This window comes from Candidatus Kuenenia stuttgartiensis (assembly GCF_900232105.1).
GTDB lineage: Bacteria > Planctomycetota > Brocadiia > Brocadiales > Brocadiaceae > Kuenenia > Kuenenia stuttgartiensis_A.
The window spans coordinates 707328-727242 of sequence record NZ_LT934425.1 but is presented as its reverse complement, the minus strand read 5'-3'; the positions used below and the strand labels follow the sequence as shown (position 1 = coordinate 727242).

The 19915-nt window shown below is 40.5% G+C and carries 15 protein-coding genes, 2 tRNA genes and 1 pseudogene; 11 read left to right on the top strand and 7 right to left on the bottom strand.

Annotated elements, in window-relative coordinates:
• The first annotated feature begins 24 nt into the window (after positions 1 to 24).
• The 4 genes from pyrH (at position 25) to KSMBR1_RS03330 (ending at position 1569) form a co-directional block, all read left to right on the top strand.
• Positions 25 to 750, top strand: coding sequence for a UMP kinase (gene pyrH / locus KSMBR1_RS03345; RefSeq protein ID WP_099324061.1), 726 nt, complete (start codon positions 25 to 27; stop codon positions 748 to 750).
• 5 nt (positions 751 to 755) lie between these two features.
• Positions 756 to 1316: a ribosome recycling factor gene (frr, locus tag KSMBR1_RS03340; RefSeq protein ID WP_099324060.1), complete on the top strand. Its 561-nt coding sequence runs from the start codon at positions 756 to 758 to the stop codon at positions 1314 to 1316.
• A gap of 86 nt (positions 1317 to 1402) precedes the next feature.
• Positions 1403 to 1475: transfer RNA gene (locus KSMBR1_RS03335), tRNA-Lys, on the top strand.
• Positions 1476 to 1494: 19 nt separating this feature from the next.
• Positions 1495 to 1569: transfer RNA gene (locus tag KSMBR1_RS03330), tRNA-Glu, on the top strand.
• A gap of 358 nt (positions 1570 to 1927) precedes the next feature.
• On the opposite strand, the gene KSMBR1_RS03325 is transcribed toward KSMBR1_RS03330, so the two are convergent.
• Complete coding sequence (locus tag KSMBR1_RS03325) at positions 1928 to 2434, bottom strand: MogA/MoaB family molybdenum cofactor biosynthesis protein (RefSeq protein WP_099324059.1); 507 nt, start codon at positions 2432 to 2434, stop codon at positions 1928 to 1930.
• 3 nt (positions 2435 to 2437) lie between these two features.
• A complete protein-coding gene (locus KSMBR1_RS03320; RefSeq protein ID WP_099324058.1) occupies positions 2438 to 2887 on the bottom strand; it encodes an MOSC domain-containing protein in 450 nt (149 codons plus the stop codon).
• Positions 2888 to 3785: 898 nt separating this feature from the next.
• Here KSMBR1_RS03320 and KSMBR1_RS03310 point away from each other — a divergent pair.
• Positions 3786 to 5159: an IS701 family transposase gene (locus KSMBR1_RS03310; RefSeq protein WP_099324056.1), complete on the top strand. Its 1374-nt coding sequence runs from the start codon at positions 3786 to 3788 to the stop codon at positions 5157 to 5159.
• Here KSMBR1_RS03310 and KSMBR1_RS20730 read toward each other — a convergent pair.
• Positions 5137 to 5301, bottom strand: a complete 165-nt coding sequence (locus KSMBR1_RS20730; protein WP_157820356.1) for a hypothetical protein — start codon at positions 5299 to 5301, stop codon at positions 5137 to 5139. The genes KSMBR1_RS03310 and KSMBR1_RS20730 overlap by 23 nt on opposite strands.
• A 25-nt stretch (positions 5302 to 5326) precedes the next feature.
• Entirely contained in the window at positions 5327 to 5977 is a 651-nt protein-coding gene (lexA, locus tag KSMBR1_RS03305; protein ID WP_099324055.1) for a transcriptional repressor LexA, read from the bottom strand.
• A 135-nt stretch (positions 5978 to 6112) separates the two neighbouring features.
• Between lexA and KSMBR1_RS23110 the strand changes: the two are divergent.
• Both KSMBR1_RS23110 and murD read left to right on the top strand, forming a co-directional pair.
• A pseudogene (locus KSMBR1_RS23110) lies at positions 6113 to 6622 on the top strand (IS1634 family transposase); the annotation flags it as partial.
• 303 nt (positions 6623 to 6925) lie between these two features.
• Positions 6926 to 8299: a UDP-N-acetylmuramoyl-L-alanine--D-glutamate ligase gene (gene murD / locus KSMBR1_RS03290; RefSeq protein ID WP_157820354.1), complete on the top strand. Its 1374-nt coding sequence runs from the start codon at positions 6926 to 6928 to the stop codon at positions 8297 to 8299.
• 464 nt (positions 8300 to 8763) lie between these two features.
• Here the strand turns inward: murD and KSMBR1_RS03285 are convergent, their stop codons facing one another.
• On the bottom strand, positions 8764 to 9075 hold the full coding sequence (locus tag KSMBR1_RS03285; RefSeq protein WP_099324051.1) for a hypothetical protein: 312 nt from the start codon (positions 9073 to 9075) through the stop codon (positions 8764 to 8766).
• Between the two features lie 185 nt (positions 9076 to 9260).
• Positions 9261 to 10880, bottom strand: coding sequence for an ArnT family glycosyltransferase (locus tag KSMBR1_RS03280; RefSeq protein ID WP_099324050.1), 1620 nt, complete (start codon positions 10878 to 10880; stop codon positions 9261 to 9263).
• Positions 10881 to 11372: 492 nt separating this feature from the next.
• Here KSMBR1_RS03280 and KSMBR1_RS03275 point away from each other — a divergent pair, with 492 nt between their 5' ends.
• Both KSMBR1_RS03275 and KSMBR1_RS03270 read left to right on the top strand, forming a co-directional pair.
• The gene (locus KSMBR1_RS03275; RefSeq protein ID WP_099324049.1) at positions 11373 to 12620 is read left to right on the top strand and encodes a putative sugar nucleotidyl transferase; all 1248 of its coding nucleotides are present in this window, start codon (positions 11373 to 11375) and stop codon (positions 12618 to 12620) included.
• Complete coding sequence (locus KSMBR1_RS03270; RefSeq protein WP_099324048.1) at positions 12605 to 13213, top strand: RNA ligase partner protein; 609 nt, start codon at positions 12605 to 12607, stop codon at positions 13211 to 13213. Before KSMBR1_RS03275 ends, KSMBR1_RS03270 begins: the two co-directional genes overlap by 16 nt.
• A gap of 111 nt (positions 13214 to 13324) precedes the next feature.
• Here KSMBR1_RS03270 and KSMBR1_RS03265 read toward each other — a convergent pair whose 3' ends face one another.
• Complete coding sequence (locus tag KSMBR1_RS03265) at positions 13325 to 14551, bottom strand: bifunctional 3,4-dihydroxy-2-butanone-4-phosphate synthase/GTP cyclohydrolase II (RefSeq protein WP_099324047.1); 1227 nt, start codon at positions 14549 to 14551, stop codon at positions 13325 to 13327.
• Between the two features lie 606 nt (positions 14552 to 15157).
• On the opposite strand from KSMBR1_RS03265, the gene carA reads away from it, so the two are divergent.
• Both carA and carB read left to right on the top strand, forming a co-directional pair.
• Positions 15158 to 16279: a glutamine-hydrolyzing carbamoyl-phosphate synthase small subunit gene (gene carA, locus KSMBR1_RS03260; protein WP_099324046.1), complete on the top strand. Its 1122-nt coding sequence runs from the start codon at positions 15158 to 15160 to the stop codon at positions 16277 to 16279.
• A gap of 319 nt (positions 16280 to 16598) precedes the next feature.
• Positions 16599 to 19874 (top strand): carbamoyl-phosphate synthase large subunit, encoded by a 3276-nt coding sequence (carB, locus tag KSMBR1_RS03255; protein WP_099324045.1) that lies wholly within the window; start codon positions 16599 to 16601, stop codon positions 19872 to 19874.
• Positions 19875 to 19915: the final 41 nt, after the last annotated feature.

Sequence of the window (19915 nt, the reverse complement as noted above, 5' to 3'; positions counted from 1 at the left end):
TTTAGATTGCCGCACACAATCATTATGCCGAAAAATAAGAAAATAAAGTATAAACGTATCTTATTGAAAGTTAGCGGCGAAGGCTTTGGCGGTGAAAACGGAAAAGGCATCGATACTGAAAAATTTGCAACATTTGCCAAAACGATACAAAAGATTTTATCACTCGGTGCTGAAACGGCGCTTGTCGTTGGCGGCGGTAACGTGTTGCGCGGCGCTAAATTTGGCCTTTCGGGAAAATCCAGAATTGTAGCGGATCAGGCGGGGATGATTGCTACCATCTTAAATGCATTGCTTTTGCAGGACACCCTGGAAGAGTGCAACATTAAAACGCATGTAATAAGCGCAATTGAAATTAAGAATATCACAGAACCTTTTATTTTACGAAATTGTTTACGGTATCTTGAAGAAAGAAATATTGTTATTTTTGCGGGGGGAACGGGAAACCCCTATTTCACAACCGATACTGCAGCTGCTTTACGCGCGATAGAAATTAATGCCAACGTGATGCTTAAAGCCACAAGAGTTGACGGCGTGTATACAGATGATCCAGCTAATAATCCATCCGCAAAGCTGTTAAGCAAACTGACCTATGCCGAAGTATTAAACCGACAATTAGGCGTAATGGATATGACTGCGGTATCCTTGAGCATGGAAAACAAATTGCCAATAATCGTATTAAACATGAATAAAAAAGGAAATATTGAAAAGGCTGTTTTGGGGAAATCTGTTGGTACTTTTATAGGAAATTAACCGATATGTCAATAGATTCGATTTGCAAAGAAACAAAGGCAAAAATGGAAAAGGTTATCGCTCATTTGCAAGATGATTTGAAGGGAATAAGAACCGGTAGGGCAAGCACTGGTCTGGTCGAAAATATACGGGTTGAATACTACGGGAACCCTTCACCCTTAAAGCAACTTGCAGTGATTTCCACACCTGATGCACAGTCAATCTTGATAAAACCTTACGATACTACTATAGTATCTAATATCGAAAAGGCAATCATTCAATCAGACATCGGCCTGAACCCTTCTGTTGAAGCTAAAACCCTGCGCATCGTTATTCCTCCGCTTAATGAGGAGAGGAGAAAAAAACTTTCCGTAACCGTAAAAGATTTTGGGGAATCAACAAAGGTTTCTTTGCGTAATATACGGCAGGATTCAAATAAACAAGCGGATAAAGAAAAGAAAGAAAATATTTTAACAGAAGACGATGTTAAGCGCGCCAAGGATGAAATTCAAAAAATTATCAAAGACTTTGAAACTAAGGTAAATGATTTAATCAAAAGAAAGACTGAAGAAATACTCAAGGTATAAACGTACCGTTGAAACGTATATTATCGATGTTTTTTCCCTTTGTAATTTTATTTTCTGCGTGCAATATTCATACATTTCTGTATAATGGGGGCATAGCTCAGTCGGTAGAGCACCGCCCTTTTAAGGCGGGTGTCGATGGTTCGAGTCCATCTGCCCTCATTTACTATTGTGCATAAATGGCCCCATCGTCTAGTCTGGTCTAGGACAACAGATTTTCGATCTGTGAACTGGGGTTCAAATCCCCATGGGGTCATATATGATTTGAAAAAGCCATAAGAAACCAAACTCTTATGGCTTTTTTGTTTTATAACAAATTTTGACCTATAATCCAAAATTTATCGTTTGGTAACATTTTAGTTTTTTAAAAAATTCCAATAATAGCGATGTTTGCCGCATGTGTATGGGCGAAGCATTTGCTATAAATTGTCATAGATAAATTCATACCCAAACGGGCAAATGCTTCGCCCATACTTTTTCAAAAAACTAAGTTGATACTTTTATGGAGATCACGACTTGATGGTGCGTCTGTGCTGTTTGTTGGGAGGCGATGTCATTGTTTTTGATGCAGTTTTGAAGAAGAGAGACATTCATTTGTCTGCATTTTCGGGTGGCTACCTGTGAGGGTGTTGCTCCCGGTCTTTGGCGCAATCTGTCACCGTGCCTTTGATAAGGTTTATGGTATGAGGAATAACCGGCAGAACGACGGAGAGGTTTTCCGCAACGCCTTTTGGGCTTCCAGGAAGGTTTATGATAAGGGTTTGCCGATATATCCCTGCCACCGCCCTGGAACCCATTGCCCTTGGTGTGTGCTTCATCCCTTCCATACGCATTGCTTCTCCGAAGCCAGGCAATTCTTTTTCTATCACTGCCCTTGTTGCCTCAGGCGTGATATCGCGAGGGCCAACTCCGGTACCTCCGGTTGTGATGATAAGATCGGATAGTTTGGAGAATTCACGAAGTTTTTTGATAATGAGGTCTTTTTCATCGGGGATTATTTCGTATGCGACAATGGATGTATTGATTTGTTGGAGCATCGTACGGATAATCTCTCCGCTTTTGTCTTCGCGCTCCCCTTTTGACCCTTTATCGCTCAATGTTACTATTGCGGTGCGAATCATAGTTTACACCCCAGAGGGATATTCATGTATTAAAATTTCATCTCCGGCTTTAATCATTCCGCTGCTAAGGATTTCTGCAAAAATCCCTTCTCGCGGCATGATACAGTCGCCTGCCTTGTAATAAATGGCGCAGCGGTCATGGCATAATTTGCCGATTTGGGTTATCTTTATGATAATATCATTTCCGATTTTCAGCGTAGTTCCAACAGGAAGCGATTTTAGTTCTATGCCACTGGTGACAATATTTTCTCCAAAATCGCCGTCTTTTATCTCTAAGCCTTTACTACGCATCACGTCGGCGCTTTCCGTTGCAAGCAGACTCACCTGGCGGTGCCATTTTCCTGCATGGGCATCTCCCTCTAGGCCATAATGTTTAATTGCCATGCATTTGCCTATATTTCGTTTCTGGATACCTTTTCTTTCGCTTACGCAGACAGCTAAAATTTTCCCCATTGGTATTTTAATATACGAATAAGTTTATTAATGAGTACAATATGTTTTCTTACTGCACGCTATTGCAAATCGGAAATCCCGGAAGAAGTTTAACAAGGGAAGTTTTTGGTGTCAAGGAGAACCTCTTGCGGGGCACGACAACGTCAAAGTCACCCTACGAAAGACGCGGATCAAGAATTTGTGCCAAAAGCTCCCGTCAATAAGTGGAAAAGAAAGTAAAAAACGATAGGGTTCTCATTTAAATGAGTAAAAATAAGCAAAACAAGCAAAATGGAGCGGGAGTATCCCTGTAGTAATGAAAGAAAGAGAGAGAGAGTAAAAAATAAAGTGTTTTTTTTTGTTCTCGACATTACCAGCGAAGCATTTGAAGTGCAAGAAAAGGTCTTGCCGCAAAATTTCTGAGCATCTTTGCAATATTTGTTACATGGAGAAAATGAAAAAGCCCAACCACAAGATTCCTCAAAGAAGCCATTGCCCTTGGGCATTTTTTGTGCGTATTTGAGAATGATCTTCACGAAAAGCGGTATCACGCACATAAGGAATTATTTGCAGAACGCAAAAAATTAAAAATTATACAAATAAATCAAAACAAACCGTTCCTGAGCGAATTATCAAAAAAACAGAAGGTTATATTCGACGCTTTCGGAATTCGGGAAGAGGTATTACATAGTTATTAACTTTCTTATCCAATTTAGGTATAAATGGAATGGAGTGTCCATAGCAGGGTATAAGTGTTATAGGAGATGGAAAAAAATTGGCACCTTAGGTAACCGTAAAGTAGTGTATCACCGTTTTTCCAACCCTTTCCTTCCAGATGTAACATTACTTTGTTAAAGAAAGCGTCTGAAAAAATATTTTTAAGTCGTAAGTCGAGTCGGCCACAACTTATGATTTAGCAATGCTTTGCGATAAATATTTACTCTTGATTTTGCTCGTTACTTCCGGTATTAATTGCACTTGTAAATTTTTTACACAATCAATTACCGGAGCAAAGGATTTGAGTATTTTCAGAACAAACATACCGTTATTAAATAAATTTCTTGAACATTTTGCATCGTGTTTTACTAAAAAACAATTTGCAATGTTTCTACTTGTTGTCTACGCAATGTTTAAAGACTATAAAAGAAATTCACTGGAGGCCATGGCGCAAGCCGTTCATACGGATTACCAGAAATTTCAATACTTCTTTTCTGAATCCAAATGGGATTTACCCGCATTAAAGCAGAAAAGAATGGACATTATCCAAAAACAAAGAACCACGGCATTGACAAAAGACAGCATCCTTACCATAGATGATACCGGATGTCCAAAGCCCTATGCTAAAAATACAGAGGCAGCCAAATGGCAATATTGCGGTCCGCTTAAAAGGCCGGAAACCTGCAATGTTGTTGTTGGCGCGGCATTTGTCTCAAAAACAAAACATTTTCCCCTGGATGTTATTCCCTACCTTCCTGCCGATGAGTTCGGGGAAGGGAAAAATGATCCCAAATTTAAAGACAAAATACAAATAGCAATGGATATGTTTGATGCTGCTTCTAACGTCTTTGATTTTTCAGCTATTGCCTTCGACACATGGTATGCCTCTCAACGGTTTCTCGAACATATTCACGCAAAAAAGAAACACTTTTTTTCAGAAATAAAATCAAACAGAAATATCTCCATGTACCATCCGGAAAAACAAAAATATTGCATAATCAAACCAGATGAGCTCGTGACCCTCATCAAAAAGCATTATGCCGACAAAACCAAGTATGTTACTTTAAAATCCGCGGATGGAAGTGAAGTTTCCTATAAAACCTACACGTTTGACGCCAAACTGAATGGTTGCAATGTCCCGTTGAAGTTTGTGGTAATTTTGGGAAAATGGAACAAGGAAGATGATAAAAAATATCATGTCCTTATCACCAATCAACTCGACGCCTCTGTAAAAACGGTTATCACAAACTATCTGTTGCGTTGGGGTATTGAACACTGTTTCAAGGAATTGAAGGATACTTTTTATTTCGATCATTATCAGGTAAGGCACATTGACAAGATTGAGCGATATTGGAATATTTGTCTGATCTCATGGACATTCGTTTACTGGATAAAACAAAACGCTTATCTGGATAAAATCATGGAAACAAAACCTTCTACCTTTAATGAATTCAAAAAAGCAATCAATTCCCTGCTTGAATTCTCATCAACAAACGCTTTATCAAAGAACGAAAAACTCTCACAAGAATATTTTAAAATTAAATCCGCTCGATTTAAGAAAAAAATCGCCGCTTAATTTTTAACAAAGTAATGATGTAAGTAATTTCCCGGATAGTATATTTTGTGCCGTTCCAAATAAACCAAACGGGTTTGAGTTTTTTTTTGTTATCACCAAAAATCGCCCCTACTTTGATCGCTTCATGAACTTCAGTAATCATACCGTCATCCCCCCGGAAATCACTGTTATAACTTCTCTAACAACCGCACCACCGCAGTAACCTTGCCAATGATGCGAACCTCATCTTGTTCTCCCTGGAGCACAATGGGTTTCATCATTGGGTGTTCCGGGTGCAATTCCAGCGTATTTCCCTTCTTGTAGAATCTTTTGACCGTGGCCTCACCATTTATGAGGGCAACCACAATTTCCCTGTTATTGGCAACCGGTTGCGGCCTCACCAGTACGAGGTCGCCTTCCTGTATATGAGCATTAATCATGCTGTCTCCCTCAACCCGCAAAAAAAATGCGTCTCCGGTACGGCAGATTGTTTTATCTACTGCAAGATATCCCATAATATCTTCTATTGCCGGATGAGGAGCGCCTGCTTTGACACTTCCAACAATGGGGATGAGATTCGTTTCTGCATGTCCGGCCGGGGCTTCTATAATTTCAATAGCCCTGGGACTGTTGTATTGTTTTTTGATGTGTCCTTTACGGGCAAGGATGTCAAGATACTTTTTGACGATATTGGTGCTGGAAAGATCCATCCCGCGCATAATCTCGCGTACCGTAGGTGGATACCCTTTTTCCTGAAGAGATGCTTTTAAAAAGGCTAGAAAATCCGCCTGTTTTTTGGTTAAAATAGTATCCGTTAATTTTTCTTCATTGGTGGACATATGTTTACCATTATATTTTTTGCTGTAACTTTGTCAATTCTCTTTTTAAAACATTACTTTGTTAAAAATTAAGCGGCGATTTTTTTCTTAAATTGAGCGGGGAATTGATTGCTTTTTGGAGACATCTTTACCTTCTCCGAGCATATGGCTATAAGCCAAATGAATGAATACGGGTTTGATAAAATATTACAAGGGCTTGATTTTACAGAGGATCTAATTGCCTGTTCCAAGACGCTCATTGTGGGGAGAATGGTTCATCCTGGCAGCGAGCGTGATACCGTGCGATGGCTTTCTGAAACAAGCGGGGGTGGTAGAGCTGTTAGACTCCGGGGTTAAACTGTATGATAAAGCGCTGCATCGCGCGGCAGTTTTGCTGTGGGAGAATCATGTTGCCATAGAGCAAGGGTTATCAAAGCGGGCGCGAGAGATATTTTTCCCTCAAAGAGATGGTGATTTTATATGATTTAACAAATACCTATTTTGAGGGTAGCAAAAGAGAGTCGTAATGATTGTCCGTTAATTACGCTATCCCTTACCGTTGATGAAGAGGGATTTCCCAAACAGAGCAAGATTTTCTGGGGCAATGCATCAGGGCCTGATATCCTGAAAGATATTTTGGCGGGATTAAAAAAAGAAGTTGGAATAGAGGCATTCAATTGTTTTCGGCTTCACCACTATTGCAAATAAATCATTGAATGGTTATATTCAGACATTACGCTGCCTGTTGGAGTGTTAAAAGCATCGCAAAAAAATCATTTAAATTGCGTCTTTTGAAAAACGTAAGAGCTAGAGACGAAAGACGAAGGATGTCCGTAGTCCGTAATCCATAATCCATCGTCCCTACATTGTGCGGAAAACAGCGCTATTATTGGAATTTTTCAAAAAACTAAAGTGTTACGATTTCTCCTTTTAATTTTGAGTGAAATAAACAAAACAAGTGAAATGTATATGGAATTTAAAAATAAAAGAGTTACCGTTATGGGACTCGGTGTATTTGGGGGTGGCATTGGCATAACACAATTTCTTGCAAGGCAGGGGGCGCATGTCACGGTAACGGATATAAAGAGTAAAACAGATCTTTCACAATCCCTGCGGCATCTTGAAAATCTGCAGATTACTTACCGGCTGGGCGAACACAGAGATGTAGATTTTATCAATACTGATATGGTCATCGTCAGCCCTGCTGTTCCCGGGGATTCAAAATTCATACAAATTGCAAGGGAAAACGGTGTTCCTATTGACACAGAAATGAACATATTCTTTAAACTTTGTCCCGCTTTCACCATTGGAGTAACCGGCAGCAACGGGAAATCCACCACAACCACGCTGATTGGCGACATTTTGCAACAAACCTCCAATAAAATATGGGTTGGAGGCAACATCGGTAAATCACTGCTTCTGCAACTCGAAGAAATGAAGCCGGCGGATATTGTGGTGCTGGAGCTATCCAGTTTTCAACTGGAATCGCTCTCTTCAATTAAAAAGAGTCCCTGTATAAGTATAGTAACAAATATTTCTCCCAACCATCTGGACAGGCATAAAGACATTGATTCTTATATCCATGCAAAGAAGAATATTATCTTGCATCAGAAGCAGAGTGATTCCGCCATTCTGAATTACGATGACACGGAGCTGAGAACATGGGGAAAAGAATGTTATGGCCGTGTTTTGTGGTACAGCACACAACAACCGGTAGAAAATGGCGCATTTCGTGAAAACGAACATATTGTAATTTCCATAGATGGGAATACCATTTCGATACCCTGTGTCTCAAAAATCAAACTTCCTGGAGACCACAATCTCCACAATGTACTTGCAGCATCGTGTGCAACATATTTACACGGCGCAAACAAACAAACCATTGAAAAAACAGTTACTTCTTTTTGTGGATTAGAACACCGTTTGGAATTTGTAAGAGAGGCAAAAGGCATCAGGTATTATAATGATTCTAAAGCAACCACCCCCGAATCTGCAATTGCCGCAATTATGAGTTTTAAGAACTCTGTGCTTATTGCTGGAGGATACGATAAGGGAAGCGATTTTGAGGAATTTGCCGCAATTTGTTCAAATTACTGTAAAGCTGTTGTTCTTATTGGAAAAACTGCAAACAAAATAGAGGAACTTATTTCTCTAAAAAAGGGGGAAAAAGAATACCCCCATGTATGCGTTGCAAATACCTTAAAAGACGCCTTTCAAACAGCAAATACCCTCACAACACCGGGAGGCGTTTTATTGTTCTCACCAGCCTGCGCTAGCTATGATATGTTTAATAACTATGAAGAACGCGGCAAACAATTTAAAAATATGGTGTTGTCACTATGACTAAATATATACTCAATCAGACTGAAACCCGTGGTTTCAGTCTGATTGAGTATATTTCTCTTCTCCGGGACGAAGCGGACTTTTCGGCATCCATTTATAATTTCCATCGCTTGTATCATCTTTTCTGTAATTGTAAGATTTTACGATAGTTTCTATTATGGGATCAGTTATACTCAAGGGGTACATAAAATGTGATTCCAGAAATACTATGACTATTTATTTCAACAAAAGTTAAATCTAATTTTAGAAATCCCTATTTGCGAACTCTTACGGTATAGTAAAAGAAGAATATCCACATAATTACCTATGCTTGCGGTTGCTATCCACTGAATAGTGAATTCATTGTCTATTAACAATGACGTTCTTGCATGGGGACGCATTATTTTTATGAATTTTTCTTCTTTTATCCTCTCCGCTACAATATTAATAGTTTTATTGTTGTCATTCGATTTTGCTTCGATTGTTCACATGTTCTTCCCTACGGAAAGTTTATCTCTGTTAATAACAACAGTGACGTTTTTTTCTTCTTGTTTTTCGCACATCCCGGATTTTAGCGGAAGCGAAATCCATTCGATGTCTTTAGGGATATCAATTTCATACTGAAGTGTCTTTACATTAGAAAGAATTTTCCACTTTTCTTTTCCTTTATTCAGTAAGGTAAATGACTTTTTGGTTTCAATATCGCCAAAATTTAATTCCATTGGAACGATTTCAAGAACCGGCTCTACTCTGTCCAGATATTTGAGTACAACAATCGCAATTATAATGATACCCATTAAGGCAATGATTTTTTTACGGGTGATTTTTTTTTCATTTTTGACGCCTCCTGTAAAATCCGATTTAACGTTTTATCCAACGAATAAATTCATAAAAGAGATTAATTGCCGGTTGGGATAATGAATGTCTGTATAATGTTCTGAAAGTATTGTCGTTATCATGCGATATTATGCGATTGTCCTTGTCAAATATCCTTGTTTGACACAAAAAGCATCTCCCGATGCCCTACGGAATCCCTGGCAATTACAAAGATGGGTATATCCTGTGACTCTGACACCTTTTTAAAATCCTTGTCTCTGATAAACAGAAAGACCCGTTCGTTTGAATTCATGTATTTCTTCAGATCCTCAGAATCATTTATTACCGGCATGTGATTTCTATTCGTATAAAACAGGTATGTGTCTCTGAGAAAATTATACATTGCCAGTTGATCGCCGGGTTTCATTGCAGCATTTGCCTTGTCGCAAATTTCCTTTGCCGATTTGTACTGATTTAATAATGGGATTACCTGCAGTGTACTCAGGGTAAATAGAGAGAAAACAAGCAGGATGAGGACAAAGAGGAAAGGCAATATTCTTGAGTGTTTTATGAAACGCAGCATAATTATGCCGCCGGCAAAAAGTAACAATACAAATGGTATGGTAAGACGAATGTGTTCAGGCCGAAATTTGTATATACCTAACGGTAAGAGAAACCCTAGAAATATGGTTAGTCCGCTTATGAAATAACAAGGGATATAGCCTGTTTTCCTGAAACGGATATCCCTGAATTGTTCTACAAACTCATTCAGAAACCATGCGATTATTAAAGAGGCGGCAGGATAGAGTGGAAGAACGTAGATGTCCCTTTTCCCCGAAACGATAGAAAAGAAAAAGAAGATAACGACAAACCAAACCGCAGGGAATACCACTTCCTGAAACCTCTTTCTCCCTTCTCGTGAAAACAGATACACGACAACGCCTGGGATAAAGATTGTCCACGGAAAATAATTCAGGGGGAAATGGATAAAATAGTAATAAAGAGGCCGTTTATGGGCAAAGGAATCAGCGAACCGTCCGATATTTTGCTTGAATAATATTTGTTGCGTATATTCCTTACCACCGTATATGCCTGCCAGATATACCCACGAGAACACCAAAATTGCAAAAAGAACTCCCCCTATCCAGGGTTTTGTTTCTTTCAAAACTTTTATATCTCTTTTCAGAGAAAGATATGCCACGACTACGAGGAATGGAAGAAGAAATCCTACAGGGCCTTTTGTAAGCGTTCCAAGGGCCATGAAGATATAAAAGAGGGTGTAATAACGGCCTTTATTTCCCGCTTCCTTATAGCCTTTATAGAAACTGAACAAGGCTGCCATAACGAAAAAGGTAAGCAGCACGTCAAAGGCAGCACGGTGCGTCATCCAAAGGAATTTTATGCTGGTGGCGAGTATAAGGGCTGAAAGCAAGCCTATTCTGGTGTTATGGAAAACATTTCTGGCAAAATTAAACAGTATCAGGCAGCATCCCACACCTGCGAGGGCAGAAGGCAAACGCGCGGACAGGTGCGTTATTTTACCGAACGGGACGGAAAACAGATTAATCATCCAGAATAAAAGGGGGGGTTTGTGGGGATATGGTTCGCTATTTAACTGCGGAAGTATAAAATTGCCGCTATCCCGCATTTCTTTGGAGACCTGTGCGTAACGGGGTTCATCCGGCGCCCAAAAATCCCTTTTTCCTGTATTGAAGAGAAAGAGGAATGAAAGGAAAAGTACCAGGATGACGGTCAATAAGCGTATATTTATCGTAGTTTTGTTCATTTAAATAACGATATTTGTACGATGCTATGTGATAATATGACGATACTCCCTTCATGTGAAAAGGAATACATTGTAAGGAATTTTAGCACAGTTAACAAATTCCGTCAACGATTATAGCAAAATGATAATGGGTTTTTTGGCCAGTAAATGGCTTTGTATTAAACTGTAAACCTTTTGAGTATATCTGTTATTGGCTTGACAATGTTTAACCCTCTCAGTATCCTAAACTGGCAAAGCCTGAACCAAGCAAGAAATACGAAATACGAAGTACGAAATACGAAACAAATTCGAATAACAAAGCATAAAATCCAAAACATACAACAATATGAAGCACGAAATGCAAGATACGAAAGACGTACTTGTTTAGAATTTCAAATCATTTTGTTATTGGAATTTGTTTCGTATCTCGTGTTTTCGGATTTTACTGTTAAATATTTTGCCTGAAAATGCAAAGAAATTAAGGTCTTTCCATGGAAAAGAGGGTAATTCAATTTGTCTCATATTTATATTTTCGAAGACGCCAATTATTCACGCCTTGCTCCCCTCGTATACACCAGGGCAACGTTTGAGTTGCGTTGTGGTTTGTATACGCAATGGGAAAGGATATCTAGACTTTATCCCGGTGCTACCATTACCCTTTTCTGCAGGGATGCCCTCGCGGATATTGTAAAGGAACGTTATCCCCTGGAGGTGAATGCCCCCCGGAAACAGAACGATAGCTGTCTTTTTATAAACGGCCGCGCGATTCTTTCGCGTCCTGTTTCTTTGGAAGGCCCTGAGGAAATTGGCATGCAAGGCGATACGGTTGTTTACCTTCGTCTCAAAAAAAATTCCCCTGGAAAAATATCGTATAACACATTTCTTGAAGAAAACTATCATGAAAAATGGGAAAACACCTTGCCTAGGGTTGATATTCATACGCCGGTATTCAGTTATTATTGGGACATTATAAAACGTAATGCACATCAAATAGCGGAAGACTTTTCCTTATTTGTTAAGGAGGGACGGAATGCGGGGAACGTGTATGAAGGCACTTATCTCATCAATAAAGATAAGATATACATTGGAAAGGGCAGCAGGATCAAACCTTGCTGTGTACTCGACGCAGAGAATGGGCCGGTTTATATTGGCAATAATGTAACCATTTCCCCTAATACCTCCATTGAGGGGCCGGTTTACATTGGAGATAATTCTGTAATCCTGCCCAATTCGCGGTTACGGGGAGGCACCAATATCGGAGAAGTATGCAAAATAGGGGGAGAAATCGTAAACACAATATTCCACAGCTTTACCAACAAACAACATGACGGATTCTTGGGCGACTCCTATCTTGGTTCATGGGTCAACATCGGGGCGGATACAACGAACAGTAATTTACTTAATACCTATGGCCTCATAAAAGTTCAAATGGGAAATACCCTCATAAACACAAACCACAATTCCCTTGGCATGGCGATGGGAGATCATACGAAAACCGCCATAAATACGACGATTATGACAGGGAGTGTCATTGGCTTTGCATGCAATATTGTCACCAATCTCTATCCTCCGAAATATCTACCTTCGTTTTCATGGTGTACCGTCAATGGGATAAGGGTTTACGAGTGGGATAAGGCATTATGTGTGGCAAGGCTTGCTATGGAAAGACGGGATAAAAAAATGTCCGCTGCGGAAGAGGAACTTTTTAAAAAAATATTTCAGCTTACTGAAAATGAAAGAACTATATGCAAAAAGACATAAAACATGAACAAATCATCAACGAAAAGATAATTATCGATACCAGTATCTTTACCAATCCGGAAGTTTATCAGACCTTTGGCAATGACCCTACAGATGCCCTGCGTTCTTTTCTTGAAATTATCAGCAAATTGAAAGGGCCTACCTTTTATATGCCGCAGACGATTTATGAGGAGCTTTTAAACTTTGTAGAGATAAAAGATATACAAGTTGATTTGCAAATGTTATTGCAGCAAAAATCCCCGAAACGTTACGAGTTGACCGTTCCCGCGTTTTTGCTCTATGAACTTATTGAAGACGTACGGCTGAGGATCGATAAGGGCTTGAGGGTGGCGGAAACCGCCGTCAGGGAAACCTCGCCCGATACCGAACCTGAAGCGATAGCAAATCTCAGGAAAAAATATCGCATGGCGCTGCGTGAGGGAATTATTGACAGCAAAGAAGACGTTGATTTAATCCTGCTTGCAAAAGAAATGGACGGCATAATGATGACTGCGGATACCGGCATTGTCAAATGGGCGGATAAGCTAGGTATAAGGTACATCGACCCTCGCATGTTACGGAGTATTTTGGATAAGCTGGCTGCTGCCTCCTGATGGTACTGCCAAATGCCTGATTTAAAAATATGTGTAATACGGAGGATCTGTGGTTTCAATATCTTTTTACCGGTTTTGAAGCTTTACCAACACTGTTTAGGTTGTTAATTATTACGTCTCTATCATGTGTCCAAGTTTTTCCTTTTTCGTACGCAGATATTTTTGATTTTCTGCGTTTGGTTCAACAACGATTGGCACGCGCTCAACTATTTCCAGTCCATATCCTGCAAGCGCGGCAAATTTTTTTGGATTGTTCGAAAGCAAACGCATTTTAGTAATGCCCAGATCTCTTAAAATTTGTGCGCCGATTCCATAGTCCCTTTTGTCCACTGGAAGTCCTAGTTTCTCATTTGCCTCTACCGTATCCAATCCTTTATCTTGTAAGTGGTACGCATGCAATTTGTTTTCTAAGCCGATCCCTCGTCCTTCCTGCCTCATATAAAGCAAAACACCCTTACCGTTTTCCTTTATGATTTTGAGGGCATTATGAAGCTGTTCTCCGCAGTCACAACGCAAAGAACCGAAAACATCGCTCGTCAGACATTCATCGTGTACCCTTACCAGTATCGGTTCATTTTGCATTGGGGAAGGAGTATTTATGTCTTTGCTGCCAACTTCCAGGCATAAAGCAAGGTGGAGGTACTCATCAACAAAGGAACGATAGAGATGAAGGATGAATTCCCCATATATTGTGGGGAGTTTTGCGGTTACGCGTTTCTCAATTAATCGTTCCTGTTCATGGCGGTATTTTATGATATCCGCAATTGTACAGATTTTGAGATTGTTTTTTTCGGCAAATTTTTTGAGGTCCGGAAGTTTTGCCATGTTTCCGTCTTCCCTCATAATTTCGCAAATGACTGCGGCATTTTTGAGACCGGCAATGCGGGTTAGGTCAACGGCTCCTTCTGTATGGCCGGCTCTGACAAGAACTCCGCCGTTATGCGCCTTTAGCGGAAATATGTGACCTGGTCGAACAAAGTCTTCCGCAGTGGCATTATCATCAATGGCTGTTAATATGGTCGTTGCCCTGTCTTTGGAAGATACGCCTGTGGAAATTTCTCTTGCGGCGTCAACGGAAACGGTAAAAGGCGTCTGAAAGCTTGATGTGTTATTGGAAACCATTGGATAAAAGTCCAGTTCTTCAGCCCTTTTGGCATTTATCGCAAGGCAAAGAATGCCTCTTGCATGTGTTAGTATAAAGTTAATAGCTTCGGGAGTAACCCTTTCCGCTGCAAGAATTAAATCCCCCTCATTTTCCCGACTCTCGTCGTCTATTAATATTGTCATTTTCCCATTTCTAAGGTCTTCTATTACTTCTTGTATTGAATTGAATTGCATTGAATACACCTCACAATTGATTTGTCTATGAAATACTGCCCGTGTTGTAAAAGGACAAGCATGAACTGTTATTTAAAGATAATAATATTACATAAATATACGATAATTTCGTAACATTTTAGTTTTTTTAAAAAGAATGGGCGAAACATTTGCTCCTTTGGGTATGAATGCATTTATGACAATTTACAGCAAATACTTCGCCCTTACACTATGCGGCAAAACACCGCTATTATTGGAATTTTTCAAAAAACTAAAGTGTTACAAAGTAGCATATTATTTCCTATAACTATAACAGAGGCAAAGTCTTAATCAAGCAAAAAGCTAACATGGCAAAGTTTTTTAATTTGCCTTGACACATTTATTTTTTAGTTGTACGATTTGAAATCCTAAAACTATTGCAATGTCTGCGGTAAACCTATCGTAAGGCTTTGCATTAAAACAAATTAAGCTGCCTTTGGCAGCGACTTTATGCCGTTGCTGATGTTTAATTGCATAGACGCATTGCATGCGTCTATAAACTGTTGCATGTAATGAAAATGTTGACAAAACAGAGACGTATGCAATGCGTCTATACAAAAATATTGAAATTCCCCGGTGTTATAAATTATGAATGAAAAAAAGGCAATATTGGTACTGGAAGACGGAACGTGTTTCAATGGATGCTCATTAGGGGCTGCCGGAGAGACAATTGGGGAACTTGTCTTCAATACGAGCATGATGGGATATCAGGAAATCCTGACAGATCCATCATATGCAGGTCAGATTGTTGCTTTAACGTATCCGTTAATAGGCAATTATGGCATTAATGAAGAGGACGTTGAATCATACAAACTTTTTCTGGAAGGATTTATCGTTAAAGAATGCTCTCCATTCTCCAGTAATTGGCGGTCAAAAATAGATTTATCAGAATTTCTTGTGAAAAAGGGGATCGTTGGTATTCAAGGTATTGATACCAGGGCACTTACATGCCAGATCCGTGATTTTGGATCGCAGCAGGGCATTATTTCAACCATAGATTTTGATAGGACACGGTTGCAGGAAAAAGCAAAATCAGCGCCTGGTCTTACCGGAAGAGATTTGGTTGCAAAGGTGACCTGTGAAAAACCGTATGACTGGGTAAATAAAAAAGGCACACCTCACTTATCCCGTAAATACAAGGTTATTGTTTATGATTGTGGCGTAAAATACTCTATTTTAAGAAAATTGGCGCATGCCGGTTGTTCTGTACACGTCGTTCCTGCAAAAACCTCATTTGAAACGGTATTGGAGATGAATCCTGACGGCATTGTTCTTTCCAACGGACCTGGAGACCCTTCGGTCGTTTCATATATGATTGAGAACATTAAAGGCCTGTTAGGGAAAAGGCCAATATTTGGGATATGCCTGGGACATCAGTTGCTGGCGCTCGCATTGGGGCTGAAAACGTCCAAACTCAAGTTTGGGCATCATGGCGGAAACCAACCCGTCATGGATTTATCGACTAAAAAGGTGGAAATCACTGCCCAGAATCACTGTTTTGCCGTGGAAATACCATCGCAGGGCATGTTGCATAAAAGCACTTATGGGGATGTGGAAATTACACATCTGAACTTAAATGATAAATCCGTAGAGGGGTTGAAATGCCATTCTGTGCCTGCCTTTTCCGTGCAATACCACCCGGAAGCCTCCCCAGGGCCTCACGATGCAGATTATTTGTTTGATAGATTTTTGCAGACGATGAAAAGTTGATGCTTTGGAGAGATATGAGCAAAAAGGAAACCACAGATTTCTTGGCGCGGCCTTTGGCTGCAACCAAATTCGAAATACGAAATAAATGCTAAATTTTAATTTCAAAATGTTCAAAACCCGTTTTTTTCATTGAGATTTTGTATTTTGAAATTTGTTTCGGATTTCGTGCTTCGCATTTCGGATTTTTTATATTGTGCTTGTTATGTTCCAGCTATACCAGCTTAGGGACTAATAAGTTTGTTCGTGCCAACCAACCCTATCGATATTAAGATGCTACATTAAATTTTTCGGGGAATAGATACTTTTAGCTATATATAAAATGCCCAAACGAAATGATATTGAAAAAATCCTGATTATTGGCTCTGGCCCTATTGTCATTGGCCAGGCGTGCGAATTTGATTATTCCGGCACCCAGGCATGCCACGCCTTAAGGGAAGAGGGATATACGGTTATCCTGGTAAACAGCAACCCGGCGACGATTATGACTGACCCGGAGGTGGCGGACAAAACGTATATTGAACCCATCACAACGGAAATAATTACAAAAATCATTGAAAAGGAACGCCCGCAGGCGATATTGCCGACGCTTGGGGGGCAGACAGGGCTAAATGCCGCTGTGTCCCTTGCAGAAAAAGGCGTATTGGATAAGTTTAATGTAGAGCTTATAGGCGCAAAACTAAAAGCCATAAAAATGGCTGAAGACCGTTCGCAATTTAAGGCGGCGATGGGGCGTATTGGCGTACAAGTGCCTGAAAGTGTGTATGTCAATTCTTTAGACACTGCGCTGAAGATTATAGACGCCATCGGTTTCCCTGCCATTATCCGTGCATCTTTCACGCTTGGAGGGTCAGGAGGCAGTACGGCGTATAACATTGAAGAATATAAAGAGTATATAACTACAGGGCTGGAGACAAGCCCCATTCATGAAGTTTTAGTAGAACGTTCAGTTCTTGGGTGGAAAGAGTATGAACTGGAAGTTATGCGTGACTTAAAAGATAATGTCGTCATCATATGCTCTATTGAAAATTTTGACCCAATGGGAGTCCATACGGGCGACAGTATCACTGTGGCGCCTGCGCAGACGCTTACTGACATGGAGTATCAGAAAATGCGTGATGCCGCGGTCAGAATCATCAGGGAAATAGGCGTTGAAACCGGAGGTTCAAATATTCAGTTTGCCGTCAACCCTGAAAATGGCGAGATGCTTGCGATTGAAATGAATCCAAGGGTCTCAAGGAGTTCTGCATTGGCTTCAAAAGCCACAGGATTCCCTATCGCAAAGATCGCCGCAAAACTTGCAATCGGGTATACGCTCGATGAAATCCCTAATGACATTACCCGCTACACCCCCGCCTGCTTTGAACCGGCCATAGATTATTGTGTAGTCAAAATTCCGCGGTTCAATTTTGACAAATTCCCTGATACTATCCAGGAGCTTACTATTCATATGAAATCAGTCGGTGAGGTTATGGCGATTGGCCGTACTTTTAAAGAAGCGGTAGGCAAGGCGATTCGTTCTCTCGAAACCGGGCGAAGCGGTTTTGACCCCCTCCTGCCTTCTGGAATCGATGACTGGACGGCTGAACAAAAATCGGAATATTTACAAATGAAACTGATTACGCCAACCCCCGACAGGTTATGGCATATTGCGGACGCTTTTCGTCTGGGCATGACCCTTGACGAAATTTATACCTATTCCCGTATTGACAAATGGTTTCTTTATAACATTAAACAAATAACAGACCTTGAAAATGAGATTAAACAAAGACATTTAATGGTAAAGTTAAAGGACAATGACGCATCACAAAAAAACAGGGATTTTGTTATGAATGCTGAATTGCTTGCAAAAGCAAAACAATATGGGTTTTCTGATATATTTTTAGCCAGGTTATGCGGTTCCGATGAGAAGACAATAAGGGAATACCGGTACCGGACGTCTGTGAGGCCGGTATTTAAACATGTGGATACATGTGCCGCAGAGTTTAAAGCATTTACCCCTTATTTATATTCAACGTACGAAACTTCGTGTGAAGCGGATCCCACTACAAAGAGAAAGATTATTATTTTGGGGAGCGGCCCTAATCGGATAGGACAAGGAATTGAGTTCGATTACTGTTGTGTGCATGGAGTTTACGCCTTAAAAGAGCTGGGGTATGAAACCATTATGGTGAATTGTAATCCGGAAACGGTAAGCACGGATTACGACACTTCTGACAGGCTCTACTTTGAACCTCTAACCATGGAAGATGTTCTGGAGATAATTCACAAGGAGAAACCCGAGGGCGTAATTGTTCAATTTGGAGGGCAGACTCCGCTGAAGCTCGCGGTTCCCCTGGAAAAAGAAGGGGTGAAAATTCTGGGCACTTCTCCTGAGAATATTGATGTTGCCGAAGACCGTGAACGGTTTGCGTTGCTTATGAACCGGTTAGGACTAAAGCAGCCGGAAAATGGCTGTGCAAACTCTGCGGAAGATGCGAAGATGATAGCAAAAAGGATAGGATATCCGGTTTTATTACGCCCATCGTATGTTTTGGGCGGAAGTGCAATGCGTATTGTATACGATGAACAGGGTCTGGAGCATTATATTTCCCATGCGGTGGAAGTATCGCATGAACATCCCGTTTTAATAGACAGCTTTTTGCAGGACGCAATAGAAATTGATGTTGATGCAATCAGTGACGGAGAAGAAGTATTTATCGGGGGAGTAATGGAACATATAGAGGAAGCAGGTGTTCATTCCGGAGACAGTGCCTGCTCGCTCCCACCTTATTCAGTGAATAATGAAATTATAGAAGAATTAAAGAAGGAAACACGGATAATAGCGCTTGCACTGAACGTCATAGGCCTTATTAACATTCAATATGCGGTAAAAGATAAGGTGATATATGTGCTGGAGGTGAATCCGCGCGCTTCAAGGACAATACCCTTTGTAAGCAAGGCGATAGGCGTGCCGATGGCTAAGATTGCGGCTAAAGTAATTGCAGGGGAAAAGCTTCGTGGGTTAAATATGCCCGAAAATATCACGATGAGACACACTGCCGTAAAAGAGGCGGTTTTCCCCTTTTTAAAGTTTAAAGGGGTTGATACATTGCTGGGGCCTGAAATGAAATCGACTGGAGAAGTTATGGGACTGGATAAAGATTTCGGGCGCGCATACGCAAAGGCGCAGATGTCTGCCAATTACTGCCTCCCATTAGTCGGCTCCGTTTTTATAAGTGTAAGGGATAAGGATAAGAAACCTATCGTGCAAATAGCAAAAAAGCTGCTCCAAATGGGATTTAAAATAACGGCTACAAAGGGCACTGCAGCGGCACTCTCAGAAGAAAATATTTCTGTTACGCCCGTTTTAAAAGTAATAGAAGGGCGCCCGAATATCGTTGACCATATAAAGAATAATGAAGTACAACTCGTCATAAACACGGCAGAGGGAAAGGCTGCGCAGGAGGCGTCTTTCTCCATCAGAAGAACTGCTCTTACCTATCAAATTCCTTATTTTACTACCGTTGCCGGCGCTGTAGCAGCCGTAAGAGCGATAGAGGCATTAAAAAGCGGAACCCTTGATGTAAGGTCGATCCAGGAGTATCATCAACGGTAATTATTTTTTGTGGCAGAGAAAATACCATTCCGTCCGGTTAT